Raw genomic sequence first — 21,357 nt, forward strand, 5'->3', positions numbered from 1 at the left:
TTCTACTAAATAGTAACATCCTTTATTGTATCAGCATTCGGCAAAAAGTGCAGGTAAAATTAAGCATGTCATATTTATCCATAATATTCTAATTTACGAGTGTTTTCATATGGAAAAACGCAGCCTTACATGTCAGACTGCGTTTAAGCTTTGCTCTTCCGATATTCCTCTACACTATCCGTTACACTTTGCAATAAAGAATTTACATACTGTGGGTCAGATAATTTTTTATCTTCTTCAGGATTTGACATAAACCCGAGTTCTAACAATACGCCAGGAACTTTTGCCCAATTAAATCCAGAAAGATCCTCCCTGAATTTAATTCCATTTACTTTCACTTGCTGATTCTCTCTCATTTTATTTACAATCGTTTGAGAGATTTGAAGACTTTCAGCATAAATCTCTTTCGTGTACGGACTTCCTTCTGCCGGCGTTAATACAGCAAATCCACTTTGATTCGGATTTTCAGAACCATCTGCATGAAGACGTAAAAACAAATTCGCCTTATGGTCATTCGCAAATGTCGCGCGTTCTTTATTACTTATATCCACATTTTGTGACGTTCTCGTCATTAATACTTGTATTCCCTTTGCTTCTAGCTTTTCTTTTAATACGAAAGCCATTTCTAATACGAGAACAGCCTCTCTTTTTTTCGTCACAACACCAGTTGTACCATCTGTCACTTTATATTTTTGCGTCGTTGCTCCTGGCCCAATCGGCTCTAAATTTAAATCTGCTTTTTGTTGATGCCCTGGATCAATAACAACAAGAAACTTTCCTTGTTTTTCATTACTCTCTACTTTTTGTTCATTATTTTTCAGCGGTTGCTCTGTTGGCTGCACTGGCGTAGTTTCCTCTTTCTTTTCCTCGGCCGGCATTTCCTCCTGCTTATGCTCCACTTGCTCATTCGTTTGAACTGCTTGCGGTTCTTCTTTCTTTTCTTGTTCTTCTTGCTGCTTTTCTACCGGTGCGTCTTCCCTGTTATCTTTGTTTGTTTCTTGCATAGAAGATGTTACTTCTTTTTTCGGCTCTTCTTGCGAACAGCCTCCCATATATATTCCAATGAATGCAATCATGCTCATTATTTTTATATACTTCATCTTTTTCTCCCATCACTTTGCACCGGTCTCAAAGTTTTTCTTATAATTGTTTTATAATCTCATCCATATTTCCAATATGAACGGGTTGCCACGTTTCTGTACCACGCTCTGCAGTATAAACTAGATAAGTATCATCAGCCACACTTACGAAAACCGGATCCCCCATATCTGTTTCATATCCGATAGCAATCCATTCCTCTTTCCATTTTCCATGTTCTTCACTTATTAATGAATTTTTATGTTTATCATATCGGTAACCGATTTGTCCTTTTTCTAATTCATTTTCACTAAACAAATAGATTTCATAAGAACCTAATTCGATATCTTGCTGTTTTGAAGTTTCAATTCGTTTCAGAAGTTCTGCGATTTTTAGTTGTTGTTTCATACGTCTATCCCCTTCTATTTTTCTAAATTTTAACTAGATTGTCTATAAAATACAATATAGATTTTATGAAAAAAGGTGACATCCTCATAATATTAACGATTTTTCAAATTTATCTATCGTAACTCTAAATATATTAACGGTTCGACATAGAATATCGATTTACAAAAAATAAAAAGAGAGACCATCCAAAAGGACAACCTCTCTTTTCTTAACATCAATTAAAATTTAAATTCTTGTCCAACTTCAAAGCTATCTTCTAATACAAGAATACCTTTTTCTTGTGGAGCATCTGGAAGCTCTAATTCACGCGCAGAGCAAATCATTCCAGAAGACGGAACACCGCGAAGTTCAGCTGGTTTAATTAGCATACCGCTTGGCATTACAGCGCCAATTTTTGCAACGACAACTTTTTGTCCTGCATCAACGTTCGGTGCACCACATACGATTTGTAATGTTTCTGTACCGATTTCTACTTTACAAATGTTTAACTTATCAGCATTTGGATGTTTCTCTTTTTCAGCTACATAGCCTACAACAAATTTTGGAGAAAGATCTGCTTCTACCGTTTCTTCAAAGCCGTTCTTCGCTAAAATTCCGTTGATTTTTTCTACAAATTCTTTCGTTAATGTTAGGTTACCTGTTTCTTTTACCTCTAAGTAAGAAGACGCATTAAAGATGTTGAATCCTGCTGTTACATTGCTTTCACGATCGTATACGCGTGCAACATCTCCTTTGCGATCAAAAGTACGGTTCTCTAAAGTAATATCTTGTAAGGCAACAATTAGAGTGTCACCAATTCCTTCAAGGTTGTAAAAAACGTTCACTTCGTTCATCCTTTCTCTTTTCCATCTGTCTTCTTCCGATTCTTCGCTAAAATAAAGATTGGTTCAAAGTCCCCATCTTCATATACGAATGAAAGTGATGTAATCGGAACATGCCCTTCGGCAAAAAATTTCATTGTCATTTGTGCAATAATATCATAACCGATTTCGTTGACGATATCAGCAATAATTAATACATCTTGGTGAGGAACAGCAACAACCATGTCACCAGAAATCTTTTCACGCATCGATTGTAGTAACGATTCGTTTAAAATACGCGTCGCATCATACCCATCATTTGTGTTTAAAAAGTAGAATGTATTCCCTGCTACTGTTTCTTGTTTAAATTCATAACCTAATGAGCGAGCGTTGAATAATGCCATTTCACGCACTTGTTGCTCTGTAAGTTCTAATTTCTGTAATAAACGCTCATCAATAAGTCGATACGTTTTATTCGAATCTAATGCGTAGTAAATACGTGTTTCCGCCGTATGATCCGTCATAATAAACGGATTTCCTTCTTCTGCTTGTTTCGGGAAAGAAGTAGAGCGAATAACAGGTAAAATTTTCGCTGCACTATTTTCTTCTTTATGCATCGCAATTAACGCTTCTTGTACGTAATAGGCAACCTCTTCAATTGCTTTTTCTTTATTCACTTCCCATTTTGCCACAACTCCTGGAAGCGATACGTTAATACCCTTTTTCGAGTCTTTTTGTTCTATACGTAGAACTTCTTTCTCGCTATCATACTGAAAGTCCCATTCTGGGCGAGATAATTTCTTCATTAACTCGTCTTTCATCTTTTTACTTGTCATCTTCATCTCTTTTTCCTCCCTTCCAAAAAAATAACCTCCCCCGCGAAGGTAGAGGTTGTTTTACAATTCAATTGGCAAATTGCCTTATTTTAAACCTTCAATAAACTCTTCGATTTGTTCTTGTGTTTTACGATCTTTGTTTACATAGCGACCTGTTTCTTCACCCTTATTGTACGCTACAAAGCTCGGAATGCCAAATACGTCTATTTTTACGCATAGATCAATAAACTCATCACGATCTACATAGTAAAATGAGAAATCACTATATTTTTCTTCTACTTCTGGCATAAATGGATCTACAAAACGGCAGTCTGGGCACCATTCTGCTGAGAACATAAAGACTACATTCTCTTCATTTTTCAATTGTTGGAATTGCTCCATACTTTCTAATGATTTCATCTATATTTCCTCCTCTAACGAGTGCTTTTTTTCATGTTATAATCTTTCTTTTATACTACCATACATCGCGTATGGTGCAAGGTTTATGCTTGCTTTTCATCATACTTATATTGCCCAACAAGTAACTTAACAACGTGTACAAATAATTCCGTGCGGTCGACATAATCATCTGTAAAGATACCGATCGCACCTTCGTGACTACGAATATCTTTTCTCTGTACAAACTCTTCCATCACTTCACTTAACTCCTTGCCCTCTTCAAGAGGTGCTAAAAAATCATCTGGTAACTTAATACGTGCACCGCCTGCAACGAATATTTTACCGGTACTTGTTGCTAGTGCGCCCCAGTTACACATAAATAAACCGTGCTCCGTTTTCATTACGCCGCCTTCTAATCCAATACCAATTTGAGCTTCTCCTTCTTGTAGCGCTCGCTTCGCTCTATTAACCGCTCCTTGCATCGTCTCTTCATCTGTAAACGGCTGGTTTGCTACTCCTGAAGGAACAGAAAGAGATGTAATTGTAGCATCTTTCCAAACCTTCTCCACAGCACCAACTTTCGTTTTATTCTTCGATCCAACTACTACTTCCATTTCTTTCACCTCTATATACATTCATCATCTTACCTTAATCAAATTACTCTTTATACATGGGAGCACGGCCACCACTCATCGATAGGGTATCTCTCCCACCTAAAAAAAGAAAGGCTCTTCAGCCCTTCTTCTCTACGCGTTATTCTTAATTGTCTCTAACGTCGTTTTATCCGTTGCTCTTACAAGCTTCGTAATAAGTTCTTTTGCTGCCGCATAATCATCAACATGTAAAATAGAAGCATGTGTATGAATGTAACGTGCGCAAACACCAATTACTGCTGATGGGATACCTGAGTTACTTGTATGTACACGGCCCGCATCTGTGCCACCTTGTGAAATAAAGTATTGGTAGGGAATGTTGTGTGTTTCTGCTGTATCTAAAATGAATTCGCGCATTCCTCTATGTGTTACCATCGTACGATCATAAATACGAAGAAGAGCACCTTTTCCTAATTGACCGAACTGCGTTTTATCACCAGATGCATCGTTTGCTGGACTTGCATCAAGCGCATAGAAAATGTCTGGTTGAATCATATTTGCAGCAGTTTGTGCACCGCGAAGACCAACTTCTTCTTGTACAGTCGCACCAGAGTATAATGTGTTTGGTAATGTTTCGTCTTTTAATTCTTTTAATAATTCGATTGCAAGACCACATCCGTAACGGTTGTCCCAAGCTTTCGCCATAATTTTCTTTTCGTTTGCCATCGGTGTAAACGGGCAGATCGGCACGATTTGTTGTCCTGGTTTTACACCAATTTCAATCGCATCTTCATAACTATCTGCACCTATATCAATTAACATATTTTTTATATCCATCGGTTTTGCACGTTGCGCGTCACTTAATAAATGAGGAGGAATAGAACCAACAACCCCAATAACAGGACCATTCTTCGTTATAACTTGTACACGTTGCGCTAATAACACTTGACTCCACCAGCCGCCTAACGTTTGAAAACGAAGCATTCCGTTTTTCGTAATTTGCGTAACCATGAAACCTACTTCATCCATATGACCTGCTACAAGAACACGTGGGCCAGTTTCGTCCCCTTTTTTCAGACCAAATACGCTACCTAAACCGTCTTGCACAATTTCATCAGCATATTTGCTTAATTCTTGCTTCATAAAACGGCGTACATCATGTTCAAAACCTGATGCACCTTGTAATTCTGTTAACGTACGAAATAATTGTAATGTCTCTTTATTCACGAAGTCCCCTTCTTTCAAACCTTAGTAGAATACCTCTTTTATTGTAACGAAATTTTCGAAATGTTTCTAGTTTCTTCTTTTTTAACTGTATTTGCTTTATAATTATTATTGGTACACTATTTTTATTTTATAGAATTGAGGTGAATATATGAGCTGGAAAGGTTTAGTAGCAGGTCTTGGCGTTGGGTTCGCAGCTGGTTATCTTGTTGCAAACAAAGTACAAGAACAATCCCATATTTCTTCAGAAAAAGCATTGAAAATGGTGAAACAAGCATTAAGTCATAAAGGTGAAATTACTGGCTCTTGGGTACATATGGTTCCAGAGACATTTGAAAAATATGATGTCGCATACGAAGTTTATCGCGGCGGTCTTACAACGATGTTAGATGATATACAAGAACGATTTGAATTTTTAGTTGATGCTAAAACAGGTACTGTTTTAGAGGTCATAGCAGCATAAAAAGGAGGGTTCCCATTAGGTGAACCTCTTATTTTTTAATTGTGGATAGTAATTGAAATTATATCGACTTACCGACAAAAAACAAAAATAATAAAAAGGCTGCCCCGACTGGTTTCTGGAACAACCTCCTCTTTTTATGCTTCTATACTCGTTTTCCGCTCTATCTTTTCTACAATATGTCCTTCCTCATTCCACTTTACTGCACGGTAATACGCGTCATGATAAAACGTAAACCAAGCATCGTTTTCAGCACCGTACTTCATCCATTTTTGCTTATTTTCAATCGATGTCATCGGATAATCGTCGTAGGCCATCACCCATAGTACATTTTGATGTGCGTGCGTCGGCAATAGGTCTGCTAAATGAAGCATCGTTTCACCTTTGCTTTCTAAAGCAATAACTGCATGTCCATCACTATGACCACCTGTATGCGCCATTTTTATTTCATCCGTAATTTCTATTTCTTGCTGGAATGTAACAACTTGATCTACAATCGGCTCCCAATTTTCCTTCCAATATGTATTGCGCGACCTGATATTTGGGTTCCTCATTTCATTCCATTCTGTTTCGCTTACATACACTTTTGCATTCGGAAACGATGGTACAAGGTGATCACCTTCCCATTTCGTTAAACCAGATGCATGATCAAAATGCAGGTGTGTCATTAAGACGTACTGGATATCTTCAGGTTTTAAATCTAGTTTTTCTAATGATTTATAAACCGCTGACTCTTCTGTTACACCTTGATTTCGCTTCATCTTCTCATTCAATTTACCGTTTCCTATTCCGGAATCAATGAGCATATTACCGTCTTTCGTTTGCAAAAGTAACGGATCTGTTCGTAAATAAATATGATTTGTATCATTATGTTTATATTTACGTGACCAAAGTACTTTCGGTACAACACCAAACATTGCTCCTCCATCTAAATGTGTGTTCCCGCCTTTTAGCCACGTCACTTTTATATCTCCAATTTGTAACTGTTCCATTTTTCATCCCCCTTTCCTTTTAATATTAACATAAAATTCCGATTATTTTAGTTGCAAAAAACCTATGCATTACTGCATAGGCTCTGTGCGATATTTTGCTTCAACTCGGTAAATACGATGACCTTTACTTGAGAATTTCTCTTCGTATTCTGTCATAATGTTTCCTTCATAATCACTATTATGAAGATCTAGGCTCAGGTAAGTTAATAACATACCATACTCAGCCATACTCATTAGAGAGTATTCAAATAAACCTTGGTTATCTGTTTTGAAATGAATTTCTCCGCCTTCTACTAACACTTCTTCATAATTGCGTAAAAATGTTTTATACGTTAAACGACGCTTCGTATGACGATTCTTCGGCCATGGATCTGAGAAATTTAAATAAACGCGGTCAATCTCACCTTTTGCAAAGAATACTGTTAAATCTTCAGCATCTTTATTAATTAACTTTAAGTTCGGTACTTCTTCTTCAATTAATTTATCAAGTGCATCTACAACAACACTTGTGAATTTTTCAATTCCAATATAATTAATATGTGGGTTTGCTTTTGCCATATCATACATAAAGCGGCCACGACCTGTACCTACTTCAATATGAATTGGTTGTTCATTTCCAAATACTTCTTTCCAGTTACCAGCGCGCTCCTCTGGGTTTCCGATTACGATATGTGAATACTCATTAATTCGATCCATTGCATATGGTTTATGTCTTAAACGCATAGATGTTTCCCTCTCTTTACATAGCTATTTTAAAGGAATAATTCCTTCTCTCTGTTTTAATCAATCTCCCAAACAAAAAACCAAGTACGTACGAGCACTCGGTCCGTTTCTTTCAAGTATAAGATGTACCATTTTGATAAAAACTACATACAGCATTAAACATTCCATGACGAAACAGCTTTTTCTCGTACATTTGAAGAGAAAAACAATCGAAAGGATGATCCGTTCATGCCAATTAATCAACAACATCAATTAGAAGTGCTGAAAGATATTTTAGTCAATCACCAAAGTGATTGTTGCGGGACAGTTTCTGAATGCGAGCAATTAGAGCGTCTCATTCAATCGTTACTCGCAAACGATAGTATAAGTAGTGACGCTAAAACAATGCTAAACGATGTATATTCTTATAGTCAATCGGGTAAATCTTCCTCTAATTTGGACAACCACATTTCCAATAATCAAGAACAACTTACTCAGTGGATTGCTGGAATGGACAATTTTTCTTAAGTATTACTCTGAAGCAAGTAGTTGCTGTAAATATTGATGCCAATATTCAGCTTCTGCTTGCTGTTTTTTTGTTGTGTGCCATTGCATAGACAAAATCGTTTGTGCTATTACATACCATCTCATACGCCTAAGCAGCGATTCATCCATTTCAATATCATAATATTCGAGCCACTCGCTCCATTCATGGCGCGGAATGTACCAATATAATAACATACCGAGGTCTAGAGCTGGGTCAGCAATTACGGCTCCATCCCAATCAATTAAAAACAACTCATCTTCATCCGACAATATCCAGTTGTTATGGTTCACATCACAATGGCATACAACGAATTCATTGTATTCAATATCTTTTAATGAATCCATTAAATATTGAAGGCCTTGCTGAATTGTTTCATCATCCCTTATATCTCCTCTTAAAACAAGTTGCAGTTGTTGTAATAACTCTTGTGCGTGAAGCGGCTGCTTCCCAAGTCTTTGAATCATCTGTACAAGTGCTTTAGAGGAGTGTATTTTCTTCAAAAGTTTCGCAACACGTTCTAGTTTCATATCCTCTGGCTCTAGCTTCTGTCCCGGAAGCCATTTTTGAGCAGAAATTACATCACCGTTCGTTACCCTTCTTGTCCAAAGTAATTTTGGAACAATTCCTTCTGCTGACAATACCGCTAAAAAGGGCGATGTATTCCGCTTTAAAAATAACTTCTGTTGTCCGTTTTGCGCAATATACGCATCGCCCGTTACTCCACCAGCCGGTACAAGACTCCACTCTTTTCCTAATAATTGTTCCAACCATTCCATATTCATTACCCGTTAACAAATCCTTATCTTTTATAGTTATGAAAAGAAAAACCGCAACATTTCTACACATGTTGTGGATTCATATATTTTACTGTAAATGAAAAGAAAACTTGGCATAAGCCAAAAATTCTCTATTTTATTTTACAAAACCAGTCATAGAATGACAACTTATCAAAATCGTCACCTTTGTCAATTCTACATTTATTACATTCTCATCGTCAAGTAGCGATTTGTCACATTATCGTCAATATATACGTGCTAATCGGAGCGAGCCTAAGTTCCTTTCCTCTAAATGAAGAAATTGGCTCTATTTTCGCTTGCTTTTCGTTTACTAACACATGCCACGTTTCTTCTTTCGGAAGTTGCACCGTTTTAGCTTCTAAACCGCTATTAAATAAAACTATAATCTCTTTCCACGGTCCAAATGATTCTGCATGCTCTAGGTGATATGCAAGTACTTCTGGAGATGTTTGCAAAAAAGTCATGTGTTTTTTTATAAGGTCTGCGTTTTGTAATCGGAATGCTCTGTGCTCTTTGCGAATCGCAATTAAACCTTTTATATAGTTAACGGTCTCTATCTCTTCCTCTTTTTGATCCCAATCTAATTGATTAATTTCATCATTTGCATTATAACTATTTTCATTTCCTTGCTTCGTACGATAAAACTCTTGCCCAGCATGTAAAAAAGGAATGCCTTGCGAAAGAATCACCATTGCGCTCGCTAGAAGGTGACGTTTTTTCAAAATCTCTTCTGGCTCTTCATTACTCCGCATTAGTTTATCCCACATCGTCATATTGTCATGACATTCTACATAGTTAATGCTTTGCACAGGCTCTAGAAACAGACCTGTTTCTTTCATACTCAAAAGACTTCCCGATGCAATATACTGCAAATGATTACAGTCTACATGCCCACCAAATGCAAAACCACGCTTATTTATATGAAAGGTACTCCCTTTTATCCCATCACGAAATTGATCATTAAATTGCGCAATATGCGGCATTTTCTTTGCATTATTTAACATTGCTTTTTCCTCTAGAGGAAGTGGTGTTTGTAGCTCCCACCCTTCTCCTAATAACAATGCATCTCGCTTTATGTTTCGCACTTCTTTTTCTATTATATTCATTGTATCAACATCTAAAATTCCCATTAAGTCGAATCGGAATCCATCAACATTGTATTCAGTAAGCCAATATAAAATAGACTCTACAATAAATTTCCTCATCATTTTCCGTTCAGATGCTATATCATTTCCGACTCCCGTCCCATTAGAAGGCATACCATCTTCACCATGACGAAAATAATATCCTGGGACAAGCTTTTCAAATGATGATAGCTCTCTTTCATACACATGATTATATACAACATCTATAATTACCCTAATGCCGTGCTCATGAAATGTTTCAATCAACTGTTTACACTCTACTATCCTGTTATACGGATCAGAGAGGTCTGTAGCATAATATCCCGTTGGCGCATTGTAATATAACGGATTGTAACCCCAATTATATGCAGAGGAAGGATTCGCCTCATCTACACCACCGAAACAATATAAAGGCAATAATTCAACATGTGTAACACCCAAATCTTTTATATAGGACAAGCCTGTTAACGTCCCATTTCGCCCTGTTGTTCCTTCTTCCATTAGCCCCTTATATGTTCCTTTTTTACTCACTCCACTGCCCTGATGAATAGTAGCATCACGAATATGCAGTTCATACAGTATGGCATCTGTCATTGCGTGTAATGGTGGTAATTGCCCTCGTTTTGTTACATTTGTCTTTTCCAAATCAATAATAACGCCGTACTTCCCATTTACAGTCACTGACTTTGCGTAAGGATCCACCGCTTCATTCCATATTAAATTAATACAAACAAGAAATGTATACTTTGCTCCGGCTAAATCGCCTTGTAATGTATGAGTCCAAACCCCATTTTCTCCTCTATGCATTTCATGATCGGTATATTCTTTATCACTTTTATAAATCCTTACTTTCGCAAGCCTCGCAGTTGGAGCCCATACTTTAAATGTCGTTGCTTCTTTTTGATACACGGCTCCTAAATCTGTACCTTCGTAATAATACTTTTCATCGAAAATCACTGTTCTTATGACAGCACCTATTTGTAAATCTGTTTCTTCATTCCGTTCATCTCGTACTGTATAATACTTCCCCACATCTAGCGGCTCTTCTATAAAGCACTCATACTTCGTTGCATCCGGAAGCGCAATTGTATGAGAAATCGGTAAATCTTTCACGTTACTTCCTTCTTGCAAACGAAATGTCCGGCTTGTTCCATACGCATGTGGGAGCAAAATTGTAATTTTATTCATTTCATCTAAATAGGCATCAAATGGACGTTTTACTTTCAACATAAAAAAATCACCATCATTCTTAAAGTTAAATGAAACGAGCTGCAAATGATAAGGCTTTTCTTATCAGCAAGGCTCTATACAGTAACACATTATTCTCTATAGTATATTCACCTGTATAAAAAACGTTTTCATACATTCTATTTTTGTAATTTTATTTCAGCAATCGCTTTATACTTCGGTGTCTCCTTTACGTGAGATTCGTATAAAGTAATCGTATCCGCTTGAAATGATATTTCAGGCACTTCCTTTATATGTTCTAAATCAAACTTCTCTTCTCCTACCCATTTGCGAGCAACAGTAATATGCGGATGATACGGGCGCGTTTCTAAAGAAAATCCATTCTCTTCACAAATAGCATGTACTTGTTTTTGTAACTGGAACAAATCGGGATTCTCGCTTACCTTCGACCAAAAAATACGCGGCCTATCTTCCATACCGAACGTAGAAAATCCTTGTAATGTGAACGATAGTTCTTGCGTTTCTGTAAGGGTTTGTAATCCATTCTTTATTCCTTCTAATTGTTCCTCTGTTGCACTACCTAAAAATGAAAGGGTAATATGGTAGTCTTCTTTATGTACCCATGAACGAAATGGTACTTCCTCCTGCATTTCCTCTTTATAGTTAGACAGCACTTCTTTTATATGATTCGGTAACGTAATCGCGACAAAATAATGCAGCTCCATGTACATCTTCTCCTTCTTTCTATTGTTGCTTTTCTTTCTTATCTCATTCAATTAAATAGAATCAAACTATCCTAACAGTCTAACCAAGTTAAGATCGCAATAATAAAGTGAAACTTTAATCAGTGGGGGTTTTCTTCATCCCCCACTGATTATTAGTTGAACCAATCGGACTTTTATGGGCAGTTGATCCCCCACCTAACTTCTTTGCTTTCGCTGAATTTTGAGGTGGGGGTCTTACTGCCCATTAAAGCGGGATAAATGAAATTATATCGACTTAACAACTAAATACGATAAGAAAAGCAACCTATACGTAACAGAAAACCGTCCCAAAATATTTATCGGGACGGCCTCTTCTTATTTATATATCCATTACTTCGCTAATTCATGAATTGCTTGTGCGTAAATTGCTGTTGCTTTTAATAAGTCTTCAATTTCAATGTACTCGTCTTTTTGATGCGCAAGTTCTTCTTTTCCAGGGAACAACGGACCAAACGCAACGCCAGCTTTCAATGAACGAGCGTAAGTACCGCCGCCGATTGCTAATAGCTCTGCTTTTTCACCTGTTTGTTCTTCATATACGCGTTGCAACGTACGAATTAACACGTGGTCTTTATCAACATGATGCGGGCGAGAGTTTGAATAATCCGCCACTTTAAATCCATGATTACCAACGTATTCTTTTAACTTTGCAATCATTTCGTCAAAGTTAGTCGTAACCGGATAACGTACATTTAATCCTAAATTGCCACCATTTTCTTTCGTATAAGAAAGGCGACCAACATTCACAGTTAATGGTCCGCTAATATCGTCTTTATAAGAAATACCAGCTTTCTCTCCTAAAATATCTCCTGTAAATGTTTCTGTTACAAACGATGCAAACGAAGCCCCTTTTCCATCAAGAGCAACTGTAGTTAGGAAGTTTGCCAGTAATAAACCTGCATTCTCACCCTTTTCTGGAGTAGATCCGTGAGCTGAAATCCCTTTAATTTGCAACGTCACCGTATTACCTTCTACAATTGCTTCACCTATTTTTTTAGCAGTTTGTAAATACTCTTCATATGCTACTGTAAGTGCATTTACATCTTCTCCTGTAATAATCGCTTCTGCAAAATCAGGAACCATATTTAAACGGCGACCTGATTCAAACGAAACAAGTTCATATGTACCTTTCTTCTCTTCACTACCACTTTGCACAACTTGTATATCAGAAATTCCTTTTTCTGCATTAATAATTGGAAAATCTGCGTCTGGCGCAAAACCGATTGTTGGCATTTCTTCGTTTTTAAAGTAGTGATCTACACATTTCCAATTGCTTTCCTCATCTGTTCCTAAAATCATGCGAACGCGTTTTGAAAGAGGTAAACCTAATTCTTTCACAATCTTCATCGCATAATAAGCTGCCATCGTTGGGCCTTTATCGTCAATTGCACCACGTGCAAAAATCTTTCCATCGCGAATATCTGCACTATATGCGGGAGTCGTCCAACCATCTCCTTCTGGTACAACATCAACGTGACAAAGAATACCTACTAACTCTTCTCCTTGCCCCATTTCAAGATGACCTGCATACCCTTCTAAATTTTTAGAAGCAAAACCTTCAGTTTCTCCTTTATGTAACATGAAAGATAAAGCTTTTTCTACACCTTCACCGAATGGTGCGCCCTCTTTCGCTGATTCTTCTTCCCATACACTTTTAATTTGTAAAAATTGTTGTGTATCACGAATTAAATCATCTTTTCGTTTTGCAACTTCTTCTGTCCAATTAATCGCTGACATCACGCATCCATCCTTCACTATATTGTTTCTTTCATCATAACAAACCGAAATCTCTTATGCCATATACGAAACTCAAATACCTAACAATTGTAATATTTCAGATATTTCTTATTAGTTTTTCTTTTATTTTTCTAAAAAAATTTGCAGGAATTTGGCGTTTTACGTAGAATTTTATGTGTTAGTTGACTGACCATATATACAATGTCAACTACCAATATTTTTCTATATGAATATTTGTTAAACTTTTGTAAAATTTAAGTAGATTAAAGCATGAATTTTATCATGTAGAGTACAATGGTAGTAACGACCTTCTTTCCTGAATGGGGTCAAAAAAACTAGTAGAGGAGTGGTTTTCTCTTGAAACCTACAACTACTCGTATGCTAACACGCATTAAATCAATTTATATGTACATCAATGAAAACGGAACGGTAACGACGAAAGACCTTGTAGATGAGTTCGGGATCACACCGCGAACGATACAACGTGATCTAAATGTGTTGCAGTTTAATGAACTCGTGTATAGCCCTTGCCGCGGTAAGTGGACAACAACAGGAAAGAAAGTGAGAATGACCTCATAATGAACAAATAATTGTATGTAAATAAATACATACCCCTTTCTAACTCATTAGAAAGGGGTCTTTTCTGCGCCAAAAACAGCACTATTTCTCAGTATCTACTTGATATGTTTTTAACATTTCTACTTCTTCATCTGATAGCTCTCGGTATTGTCCCAGTTCTAGCTCTTCATCTAATACTAATGGTCCCATCTCTGTTCTCTTTAGGTAGACTACTTTTTTCCCTACCGCTTCAAACATACGCTTCACTTGATGGAACTTCCCTTCTGTAATCACAAGCTCGATTTCAGAAATCTCATCGCTTTTTAATATTGTAAGTGCACCTGGCTTTGTTTCATAGCCATCATCTAAAATAACACCTTTAGCAAACTCTTTTACATCCTCTTCTGTTACTACTCCTGCAACGTGTGCATAATATTTTTTCGGCACATGCTTTTTCGGAGATAACAATTGATGTGATAACTTCCCGTCATTTGTTATCAATAAGAAACCTTCCGTATCAATATCAAGTCGTCCAACTGGGAATGGATCAAAGATTGCATCTTCTAACTCTAATAAATCTATTACCGTTTCATGATTATCATCTTCTGTCGCTGAAATAACGCCTTGTGGTTTATGCAACATTAAGTAAACAAACTCTTTATATTCCACAACTTCTCCGTGAATCATAACTTCTTGCTCTTCTACATTTACATGAACCTTCGCATCTTTTACTGGCGTTCCATCAATTTTCACAACGCCGTCTTTCAATAATTTCTTTACTTCTTTTCTACTTCCATATCCCATATTTGCTAATAATTTATCTAATCTCACGTTTTTCACCTTCTTTATTTATCATAGAAAAGGGGACGTAATTACGCCCCTTTTGACTTCAACTTTATTTTGAATCTATTGCCAAGTTTACGTTGGATTTTCTCTAACGCTTCTCCGCCAAATACTCTTTCAAGTACTCCTGTGCGAATTGCTAACAATCCGTACACAAGACCACCAATACCTGCACAAACCACAACTGTAATAAGAGCACCCATTCGGCCATCAGGCGAAATCATGAAGGACAGAATCCATTGTGATAACTTTACAGCAATGACCATTACAAGTGTTAATATTGCAATTTGGAATGTTCTCTTATATACAACACCAAATGAATAGTGTACATGTTTTTTGATTTGTCTATTCGTATACCATACGGAAGCTAAGAAGCCGACTGCAGTAGCTAAAATCGCTCCAACTGTACCGAAATAACGAATAAAGATTACGTTACATACGAATTTCAAAATAACACCCATAATAAGCGCGACAATTGCATGTTTTTGTTGATTGATTCCTTGCAGAATTGCTGCTGTTACTGTAAATAAAGCGAATAACAATGCAACTGGTGCATACCACATTAATACTTGTCCACCTAATGGATCTGAGTCATAGAACGCAGTATAAATTGGATATGCAAGTGTTGAAATACCGACAACTGCTGGCAATGTTAAAAACATATTTGCCTGGAATGTTTGTGTAATTTGTAACTTTAAATAACGGTATTGTTTTTCAGTAAATGATTTTGTAATCGCTGGTACAAGCGTTAAACTAAACGCTGTTGCAAGCGATACAGGAATCATAATTAATTTATGCGTCCACATTGTGAAAATACCAAGCGCTCGTTCTGCGATATCACCTTGGCCAATCGCCTGCATAATTGAGTTAAATGTCAATGTATCAATTTGTTGATATAAGGGAATTGTTAACCCAATTACAACGTAAGGAATCGCATATGCAAATAATTCTTTAAATAATTGAACGGTACTCACTGTCGATTCTGGTACAGTTTGTTCAATTAAATATTGATCCAAATGTTTTTTACGTTTTAACCAGTACCAAATGAGTACACCGAGCGCTCCAACTGCTGAAACGAACGCAGCAAATGTCGCTACCCCAACTGCTGTTGCAACTGTACCGCCAAGTACTTTAATAACGATAAAACTACCCGCTAATAAAAAGACGATACGAATAATTTGTTCAATAATTTGCGAAACAGTAGTCGGTCCCATCGATTGGTGACCTTGGAAATAACCACGAATTAAACTCGCTGCTGGTACAACAATAAGTGCAAAACTTACAAGACGAATAATCGTCGTAACTTCTTCTACATTACTGTGTATACTTTGTTTACCAAGCATTGCTTCTGCAAACAGTGGCGCTGTCATGTATAGAACTAGGAACGAAAGAACTCCTGTTACTATCATCATAACCATTCCCGAGCGGAACATTCTCCGGCTCGTTTTATAATCGCCAAGCGCATTATATTTGGAAACAAATTTGGAAACAGCAAGCGGCACCCCTGCCGTTGCAATACTTAAAAAGATCGTATATGGAATGTATCCATATGTATAGAGCGTTCCGCCTTCTGTACCTACTAATGCATGAAACGGAAAGACGTAAATCATGCCTAAGAACTTTACTAAAAATGTCCCTAACGTAACAATAAGCGTTCCGCGCAAAAATTTCGAATCGGACATACAAAAATCCTCCTACATCTACATAAAGTGAAACTATAATTTGCAGGGAAGGTGTTCACTCCCTACTCTTTATTAGTTGAACTATTCGAGCATTTACGGGCTACCAAATTTCCTTTTTATTTCTCTTACATCTTAAGGTTTTAGTCTTCTTGCCCACAAATAGCAGGATAGTGCTGAACTCTAACTTTTGTATTGTACCACAATTCTATCCTTAAGCAGTACTTCACTCTATTTTTCTTTTAAGGGAAAACATGCTATTCTTTTAGGCAGGAAATGTAGAAAATGAGGTCGATATATTATGCATTATGATGTTATTGTCATCGGCGGCGGGCCTTCTGGGCTAATGGCTGCAATCGGTGCTGCAGAAGAAGGCGCAAGTGTCTTACTTCTTGATAAAGGAAATAAACTAGGGCGTAAACTTGCGATTTCTGGTGGTGGTCGTTGTAACGTAACGAACCGTCTACCACTTGATGAGATCGTTAAACATATACCAGGAAATGGCCGCTTCTTATACAGCGCTTTTTCTATTTTCAATAATGAAGATATTATTACATTCTTCGAAAAGCTTGGCGTGCAACTAAAAGAAGAAGATCATGGTCGCATGTTCCCTGTATCAAATAAAGCACAATCAGTAGTAGACGCACTTTTAACACGATTAAAAGACTTAGGTGTAAAAATCCGTACGAATACACCCGTTGAAACAATTGAATATGAGAACGGTCAAACGAAAGCAGTCGTACTGCAAACTGGTGAAGTGTTAGAAACAAATCACGTCGTTATCGCTGTTGGCGGAAAATCCGTTCCTCAAACTGGCTCTACTGGAGATGGATACGCTTGGGCTGAAAAAGCTGGGCATACAATTACAGAGCTATTCCCAACAGAAGTACCAATCCTTTCAAACGAACCATTTATTCGTGATCGCTCCTTACAAGGTCTTGCTTTACGCGATGTAAACTTAAGCGTATTAAACCCGAAAGGAAAAGCTATCATTTCTCACAAAATGGACATGCTCTTCACTCATTTCGGCCTATCTGGTCCTGCCGCTCTTCGTTGTAGCCAATTCGTCGTGAAAGCACTGAAAAAGTTTAAAACGAATACGATTCAAATGAGTATCGATGCATTGCCAGAAGAAAATAGTGAACAACTATTCCAGCGCATGCTGAAACAAATGAAAGAAGATCCGAAAAAAGGAATTAAAAATGTATTAAAAGGTTATGTTCCTGAACGTTACTTCCTATTCTTATTAGAAAAGAATGAAATTGATGGCAGCGAACAAGCTGGACAAGTTTCTCACGAGAAGATTCGTGCACTTGTGAAAGACTTTAAAGAATTTACTGTGAATGTAAATGGTACGCAGTCAATTGAAAAAGCATTCGTTACTGGCGGCGGTGTATCCGTTAAAGAAATTAATCCGAAAGAAATGTCTTCTAAATTCACGAACGGCGTATATTTCTGCGGAGAAGTTCTTGATATTCACGGTTATACTGGCGGCTATAATATTACATCTGCTCTCGTTACTGGTAGAATTGCCGGAACAACAGCTGGAGAAAACGCGAAAATGCCATATTAAAAAAAGAAACAGGGCTTCCTGTTTCTTTTTTTATAGGTATATGAAATTATATCGGCGATTCCACGACAAATATACGCTCCTCCTGACTTCCCATTGCTTTTTTGTTGCTTTATATACCTTAGTACCTTTATATTTTATATTGTTGAATATTTAAAAAAGGGTAAGGGGAAAAAATATGAGAAAAAAAGTCATGATGTCTTTAATGCTAATGACGTTTCTTTCTGCGGTAGAAGGAACGATTGTTAGTACAGCGATCCCTCGTATAACGAGTGATTTGTCAGGCGTCGAACTTGTTAGTTGGGTATATGCAATTTATATGCTTGCAACAGCTGTTTCGACTCCAATATACGGAAAGCTTGCTGATTTATTCGGCCGTAAAAAAGTTTTGCTCATCGGAGCTACAATCTTCTTAATTGGTTCTGCACTTTGCGGAGTCGTTACGTCAATGGAACAATTAATCTTCTTCCGTGCTCTTCAAGGTATAGGTGCTGGTGCTGTTATGCCGATCACAATGACGATTATTGGCGACTTATATAGTGAAGCGAGAGACCGTGCGAAAGCACAAGGCTGGATGAGTGCCGTTTGGGGTGTATCTGGCGTTATCGGGCCGTTAGTAGGTGGATTTTTAGTTGATTCTCTATCTTGGCGTTATATCTTCTTCTTAAACGTTCCATTTGGAATTATCGCTTGCTTAATGTTTGCCACTTCTTATAAGGAATCTGTTAAGTCTGCCGCCAAGCAGCATATCGACTACCTTGGTGCGACAGTCTTCTCATTAAGTACAATTGCTTTACTATACGCATTATTAACAGGTAGCAGTAAGCAAAACTGGGGAGACATTACAATCATCGGTCTATTAATCTTTGCGGCTGTGTCATTCATTATTTTCTTATACATCGAGAAAAAATCTCCGGAACCATTAATTCCGCTAGCACTTTTCTCTAACCGTACATTATCTACAATAAACATCTTAACTCTTATTGCCGGTGCGATGATTATTAGTATTACAATGTACCTTCCAATTTGGAGCCAAGGTGTATTAGGAAAAAATGCGACAGAAGCTGGACTCATTTTAATGCCAATTCCTGTTATGTGGACGTTCGGTGCTATGTTCTCCGGTAACTTAGTTGGCAAATTACAAACGAAACAAATTATTTTACTTGGAGCTAGCATTTTATCAGTGGCTACGTTCTTATTATTTACATTATCAACAAATTCACCATCGTTCCTTATTTATGTAGCAGTCGGATTATTCGGCTTAGGAATGGGGCTTGTGACACCAATTTATATGGTAACAATTCAAGCAGCCGTACCAGCTCATACGCGCGGAACAGCAGTCGGTTTAAACACATTTATTAATACATTTAGTCAAACGTTAGGTGCTGCAATTTTTGGCACAATCTTTAATACGATGATTCATGCACGTGGTATTCAAAACCTTGATCTTGTATCTGGTGGCGGACACGGAGGAACTACAGCAAACGTAGTAACCGAATCGCAAGAGGCATTAGCATCAAGTGTACACGTCATTTATATGAGTACTTTCGTATTAGCAGTATTTACACTAATTATCGCTTGGATTTTATTAAAACCAGCTACACAAACAAGTGAGCAATAATAAAGAGGATGACCATTTCGGTCATCCTCTTTTTACTCTTCATTCTCCACAATATGTTTCAGCATGGACAATTTATTATCCCAAAAACGTTCATAATACGAGAGCCACTGTTGTAATTCCTCTAATGGTTCTGGATGCAAACGATATATCTTCTCTCTTCCGCTTTTTGTTCCGCTTACTAAATTCGCTTCTGAAAGAATATGAAGGTGCTTTACAACCGCAGTACGACTCATCGGAAAATGATCCGTTATTTTGGAAATCGGTAACTCTTTATCACTTAATAACCGTATTACTTCTCGGCGGGTTGGATCAGCAATTGCTTGAAATACATCATATTTCGCTGCTGATGAGGACACTTAGCCTTCAACAACCTTTTTCAGTTTTTCATTTACAATCGCTACCCAGCCCCCGCTCATTCTATCGCGAATAATAGAGCTCTTCGCATTCGCTTTCGGAAGAATTTCATCAGGATGTTTCCAGCCGCCGTGAATTAACGTAAATTCTGTTTTATTATCTCCTAGGTCTTTCAGATTAAATGAAACAACCCAGCCATCTGTATCCCATGAGAAAGATAGATGGTTTGGTTCATCAATTTCTAACACTTTACATGGTGATGGTCCAAATGGTGATTGCACATGAAATTCATGTCCTACCTCTAATACAAAATCATTTGGCATAAACCATGACGCAATCCCTTCTGCAGTTGATACTACATTCCATACTTTTTGAATAGACGCGTTAAAAACGATCGTTTGTTTAATATCAGTTAATGTATTTTGTTGTTCCATTTTCATTCTCCTTTATTCGGTATTAAAACATAACACCTTTTGGTTACATTTAGATGATATAACACCTTTTGGTTTTATGTCAACGCTAATTCTTTTTTACTGTTGAGAAATTCTCAACATTTTTTCAACAGGACAAACACCCTCTGAGCATTTCCTCATAATATACTCACAAAGGCAACAAAAAATAAATACTTCTCTCAATATGAAACTCCATCATTCATCTTGAAAGAAGAGCCTTACGTGTATCTTGCGTATTTCGTCCCTCCTCCTTCCCTCAGGGACACTACGCGAGATATGAAAAATCAGAAGGAATATGCCCACCATTTGAGTAGGTAGTTATTTCTCTTCTCCTCAACATTTCCTTAGGAGCGAAATGACTACCCCCTCACTTTTTTCAAACAAAAATAAAAAGGGGATGAAAGCTATGTTCTATTGCATTAATTGCTCTGACATTCACCATGAAAAACATCCGAATGATAAAGTATTCAAAAACGGTTTTTATATCGATCCATTTTTAGGTGATCGTTATCACCTTGGTATGTGTACAGATGCCCATAACCATGAAACAGGGGCGCCTCTTTTAGCAACAAAGAAATTAGGCACAACTCAATCTATTATGAACGTATTACCGACACATGTTGTCCCAACATAAAGCATAAAAAAGAGCTGGG

23 protein-coding genes are annotated in these 21,357 nt (G+C 37.3%); 6 read left to right on the top strand and 17 right to left on the bottom strand.

Features of this window, described 5'->3' with window-relative positions; all coding sequences use genetic code 11:
- Window positions 1–143 precede the first annotated feature (143 nt).
- The 7 genes from J0835_RS23060 to J0835_RS23090 form a co-directional block, all read right to left on the bottom strand.
- Window positions 144–1,100, bottom strand: a complete 957-nt coding sequence (locus J0835_RS23060; protein ID WP_140386908.1) for an N-acetylmuramoyl-L-alanine amidase — start codon at window positions 1,098–1,100, stop codon at window positions 144–146.
- A 40-nt stretch (window positions 1,101–1,140) separates the two neighbouring features.
- Window positions 1,141–1,485 (bottom strand): thiamine transporter, encoded by a 345-nt coding sequence (locus J0835_RS23065; RefSeq protein ID WP_087982481.1) that lies wholly within the window; start codon window positions 1,483–1,485, stop codon window positions 1,141–1,143.
- Window positions 1,486–1,703: 218 nt separating this feature from the next.
- A complete protein-coding gene (gene ytpR / locus J0835_RS23070; RefSeq protein WP_001006767.1) occupies window positions 1,704–2,318 on the bottom strand; it encodes a YtpR family tRNA-binding protein in 615 nt (204 codons plus the stop codon).
- Window positions 2,315–3,127 (bottom strand): DUF1444 domain-containing protein, encoded by an 813-nt coding sequence (locus J0835_RS23075; protein ID WP_000784602.1) that lies wholly within the window; start codon window positions 3,125–3,127, stop codon window positions 2,315–2,317. Before J0835_RS23075 ends, ytpR begins: the two co-directional genes overlap by 4 nt.
- A 78-nt stretch (window positions 3,128–3,205) precedes the next feature.
- Entirely contained in the window at window positions 3,206–3,520 is a 315-nt protein-coding gene (locus J0835_RS23080) for a thioredoxin family protein (RefSeq protein WP_087982483.1), read from the bottom strand.
- A gap of 83 nt (window positions 3,521–3,603) precedes the next feature.
- Window positions 3,604–4,113 (bottom strand): DUF84 family protein, encoded by a 510-nt coding sequence (locus J0835_RS23085; RefSeq protein ID WP_087982485.1) that lies wholly within the window; start codon window positions 4,111–4,113, stop codon window positions 3,604–3,606.
- 132 nt (window positions 4,114–4,245) lie between these two features.
- Window positions 4,246–5,319, bottom strand: a complete 1,074-nt coding sequence (locus J0835_RS23090; RefSeq protein ID WP_087982744.1) for a M42 family metallopeptidase — start codon at window positions 5,317–5,319, stop codon at window positions 4,246–4,248.
- A gap of 148 nt (window positions 5,320–5,467) precedes the next feature.
- Here J0835_RS23090 and J0835_RS23095 point away from each other — a divergent pair, with 148 nt between their 5' ends.
- Window positions 5,468–5,779: a PepSY domain-containing protein gene (locus J0835_RS23095; protein ID WP_000118541.1), complete on the top strand. Its 312-nt coding sequence runs from the start codon at window positions 5,468–5,470 to the stop codon at window positions 5,777–5,779.
- Window positions 5,780–5,913: 134 nt separating this feature from the next.
- On the opposite strand, the gene J0835_RS23100 is transcribed toward J0835_RS23095, so the two are convergent.
- Complete coding sequence (locus tag J0835_RS23100) at window positions 5,914–6,768, bottom strand: YtnP family quorum-quenching lactonase (RefSeq protein WP_000436842.1); 855 nt, start codon at window positions 6,766–6,768, stop codon at window positions 5,914–5,916.
- 69 nt (window positions 6,769–6,837) lie between these two features.
- Complete coding sequence (gene trmB / locus J0835_RS23105; RefSeq protein ID WP_001239384.1) at window positions 6,838–7,491, bottom strand: tRNA (guanosine(46)-N7)-methyltransferase TrmB; 654 nt, start codon at window positions 7,489–7,491, stop codon at window positions 6,838–6,840.
- A gap of 228 nt (window positions 7,492–7,719) precedes the next feature.
- On the opposite strand from trmB, the gene J0835_RS23110 reads away from it, so the two are divergent.
- Complete coding sequence (locus J0835_RS23110; protein ID WP_001122237.1) at window positions 7,720–7,998, top strand: YtzH-like family protein; 279 nt, start codon at window positions 7,720–7,722, stop codon at window positions 7,996–7,998.
- A 3-nt stretch (window positions 7,999–8,001) separates the two neighbouring features.
- Here J0835_RS23110 and J0835_RS23115 read toward each other — a convergent pair whose 3' ends face one another.
- From J0835_RS23115 to pepV, 4 genes are all read right to left on the bottom strand, one after another.
- Window positions 8,002–8,799: a phosphotransferase family protein gene (locus tag J0835_RS23115; protein ID WP_002008769.1), complete on the bottom strand. Its 798-nt coding sequence runs from the start codon at window positions 8,797–8,799 to the stop codon at window positions 8,002–8,004.
- Window positions 8,800–9,026: 227 nt separating this feature from the next.
- Entirely contained in the window at window positions 9,027–11,168 is a 2,142-nt protein-coding gene (gene pulA, locus J0835_RS23120) for a type I pullulanase (RefSeq protein ID WP_087982487.1), read from the bottom strand.
- A gap of 137 nt (window positions 11,169–11,305) precedes the next feature.
- Window positions 11,306–11,851 (bottom strand): RNA 2',3'-cyclic phosphodiesterase, encoded by a 546-nt coding sequence (thpR, locus tag J0835_RS23125; RefSeq protein ID WP_087982489.1) that lies wholly within the window; start codon window positions 11,849–11,851, stop codon window positions 11,306–11,308.
- Between the two features lie 369 nt (window positions 11,852–12,220).
- Window positions 12,221–13,627 carry a dipeptidase PepV gene (gene pepV, locus J0835_RS23130; protein WP_087982491.1) on the bottom strand — a complete coding sequence of 469 codons (1,407 nt, stop codon included), beginning with the start codon at window positions 13,625–13,627 and terminating at the stop codon, window positions 12,221–12,223.
- Between the two features lie 357 nt (window positions 13,628–13,984).
- Here pepV and J0835_RS23135 point away from each other — a divergent pair, with 357 nt between their 5' ends.
- A complete protein-coding gene (locus J0835_RS23135) occupies window positions 13,985–14,206 on the top strand; it encodes a DeoR family transcriptional regulator (protein ID WP_000805512.1) in 222 nt (73 codons plus the stop codon).
- An 81-nt stretch (window positions 14,207–14,287) separates the two neighbouring features.
- Here J0835_RS23135 and J0835_RS23140 read toward each other — a convergent pair whose 3' ends face one another.
- Window positions 14,288–15,016: a pseudouridine synthase gene (locus J0835_RS23140; RefSeq protein WP_001234944.1), complete on the bottom strand. Its 729-nt coding sequence runs from the start codon at window positions 15,014–15,016 to the stop codon at window positions 14,288–14,290.
- Window positions 15,017–15,057: 41 nt separating this feature from the next.
- Entirely contained in the window at window positions 15,058–16,710 is a 1,653-nt protein-coding gene (locus tag J0835_RS23145; protein WP_048562073.1) for a putative polysaccharide biosynthesis protein, read from the bottom strand.
- Between the two features lie 298 nt (window positions 16,711–17,008).
- Here J0835_RS23145 and J0835_RS23150 point away from each other — a divergent pair, with 298 nt between their 5' ends.
- Window positions 17,009–18,280 carry an NAD(P)/FAD-dependent oxidoreductase gene (locus J0835_RS23150; RefSeq protein WP_087982493.1) on the top strand — a complete coding sequence of 424 codons (1,272 nt, stop codon included), beginning with the start codon at window positions 17,009–17,011 and terminating at the stop codon, window positions 18,278–18,280.
- A 175-nt stretch (window positions 18,281–18,455) separates the two neighbouring features.
- A complete protein-coding gene (locus J0835_RS23155; protein ID WP_087982495.1) occupies window positions 18,456–19,898 on the top strand; it encodes an MDR family MFS transporter in 1,443 nt (480 codons plus the stop codon).
- Window positions 19,899–19,930: 32 nt separating this feature from the next.
- Here the strand turns inward: J0835_RS23155 and J0835_RS23160 are convergent, their stop codons facing one another.
- Together J0835_RS23160 and J0835_RS23165 are read right to left on the bottom strand one after the other, a co-directional pair.
- A complete protein-coding gene (locus tag J0835_RS23160; protein ID WP_087982497.1) occupies window positions 19,931–20,254 on the bottom strand; it encodes an ArsR/SmtB family transcription factor in 324 nt (107 codons plus the stop codon).
- Window positions 20,255–20,686, bottom strand: a complete 432-nt coding sequence (locus J0835_RS23165; RefSeq protein ID WP_000437776.1) for an SRPBCC family protein — start codon at window positions 20,684–20,686, stop codon at window positions 20,255–20,257.
- 424 nt (window positions 20,687–21,110) lie between these two features.
- Here J0835_RS23165 and J0835_RS23170 point away from each other — a divergent pair, with 424 nt between their 5' ends.
- Window positions 21,111–21,338 (top strand): DUF3973 domain-containing protein, encoded by a 228-nt coding sequence (locus J0835_RS23170; RefSeq protein ID WP_140386909.1) that lies wholly within the window; start codon window positions 21,111–21,113, stop codon window positions 21,336–21,338.
- Window positions 21,339–21,357 lie beyond the last annotated feature (19 nt).

Origin of the sequence: Bacillus cereus group sp. Sample62 (genome assembly GCF_036851315.1) — a bacterium.
Classification (GTDB): domain Bacteria; phylum Bacillota; class Bacilli; order Bacillales; family Bacillaceae_G; genus Bacillus_A; species Bacillus_A wiedmannii.

Excerpts from the sequence above, each read along its gene's own strand:
- J0835_RS23060 (WP_140386908.1), bottom strand. The coding sequence starts at position 1,100 with ATGAAGTATATAAAAATAATGAGCATGATTGCATTCATTGGAATATAT.
- J0835_RS23065 (WP_087982481.1), bottom strand. The coding sequence starts at position 1,485 with ATGAAACAACAACTAAAAATCGCAGAACTTCTGAAACGAATTGAAACT.
- ytpR (WP_001006767.1), bottom strand. The coding sequence starts at position 2,318 with ATGAACGAAGTGAACGTTTTTTACAACCTTGAAGGAATTGGTGACACT.
- J0835_RS23075 (WP_000784602.1), bottom strand. The coding sequence starts at position 3,127 with ATGAAGATGACAAGTAAAAAGATGAAAGACGAGTTAATGAAGAAATTA.
- J0835_RS23080 (WP_087982483.1), bottom strand. The coding sequence starts at position 3,520 with ATGAAATCATTAGAAAGTATGGAGCAATTCCAACAATTGAAAAATGAA.
- J0835_RS23085 (WP_087982485.1), bottom strand. The coding sequence starts at position 4,113 with ATGGAAGTAGTAGTTGGATCGAAGAATAAAACGAAAGTTGGTGCTGTG.
- J0835_RS23095 (WP_000118541.1), top strand. The coding sequence starts at position 5,468 with ATGAGCTGGAAAGGTTTAGTAGCAGGTCTTGGCGTTGGGTTCGCAGCT.
- J0835_RS23100 (WP_000436842.1), bottom strand. The coding sequence starts at position 6,768 with ATGGAACAGTTACAAATTGGAGATATAAAAGTGACGTGGCTAAAAGGC.
- trmB (WP_001239384.1), bottom strand. The coding sequence starts at position 7,491 with ATGCGTTTAAGACATAAACCATATGCAATGGATCGAATTAATGAGTAT.
- J0835_RS23110 (WP_001122237.1), top strand. The coding sequence starts at position 7,720 with ATGCCAATTAATCAACAACATCAATTAGAAGTGCTGAAAGATATTTTA.
- J0835_RS23115 (WP_002008769.1), bottom strand. The coding sequence starts at position 8,799 with ATGAATATGGAATGGTTGGAACAATTATTAGGAAAAGAGTGGAGTCTT.
- pulA (WP_087982487.1), bottom strand. The coding sequence starts at position 11,168 with ATGTTGAAAGTAAAACGTCCATTTGATGCCTATTTAGATGAAATGAAT.
- thpR (WP_087982489.1), bottom strand. The coding sequence starts at position 11,851 with ATGGAGCTGCATTATTTTGTCGCGATTACGTTACCGAATCATATAAAA.
- pepV (WP_087982491.1), bottom strand. The coding sequence starts at position 13,627 with ATGTCAGCGATTAATTGGACAGAAGAAGTTGCAAAACGAAAAGATGAT.
- J0835_RS23145 (WP_048562073.1), bottom strand. The coding sequence starts at position 16,710 with ATGTCCGATTCGAAATTTTTGCGCGGAACGCTTATTGTTACGTTAGGG.
- J0835_RS23150 (WP_087982493.1), top strand. The coding sequence starts at position 17,009 with ATGCATTATGATGTTATTGTCATCGGCGGCGGGCCTTCTGGGCTAATG.
- J0835_RS23155 (WP_087982495.1), top strand. The coding sequence starts at position 18,456 with ATGAGAAAAAAAGTCATGATGTCTTTAATGCTAATGACGTTTCTTTCT.
- J0835_RS23165 (WP_000437776.1), bottom strand. The coding sequence starts at position 20,686 with ATGGAACAACAAAATACATTAACTGATATTAAACAAACGATCGTTTTT.
- J0835_RS23170 (WP_140386909.1), top strand. The coding sequence starts at position 21,111 with ATGTTCTATTGCATTAATTGCTCTGACATTCACCATGAAAAACATCCG.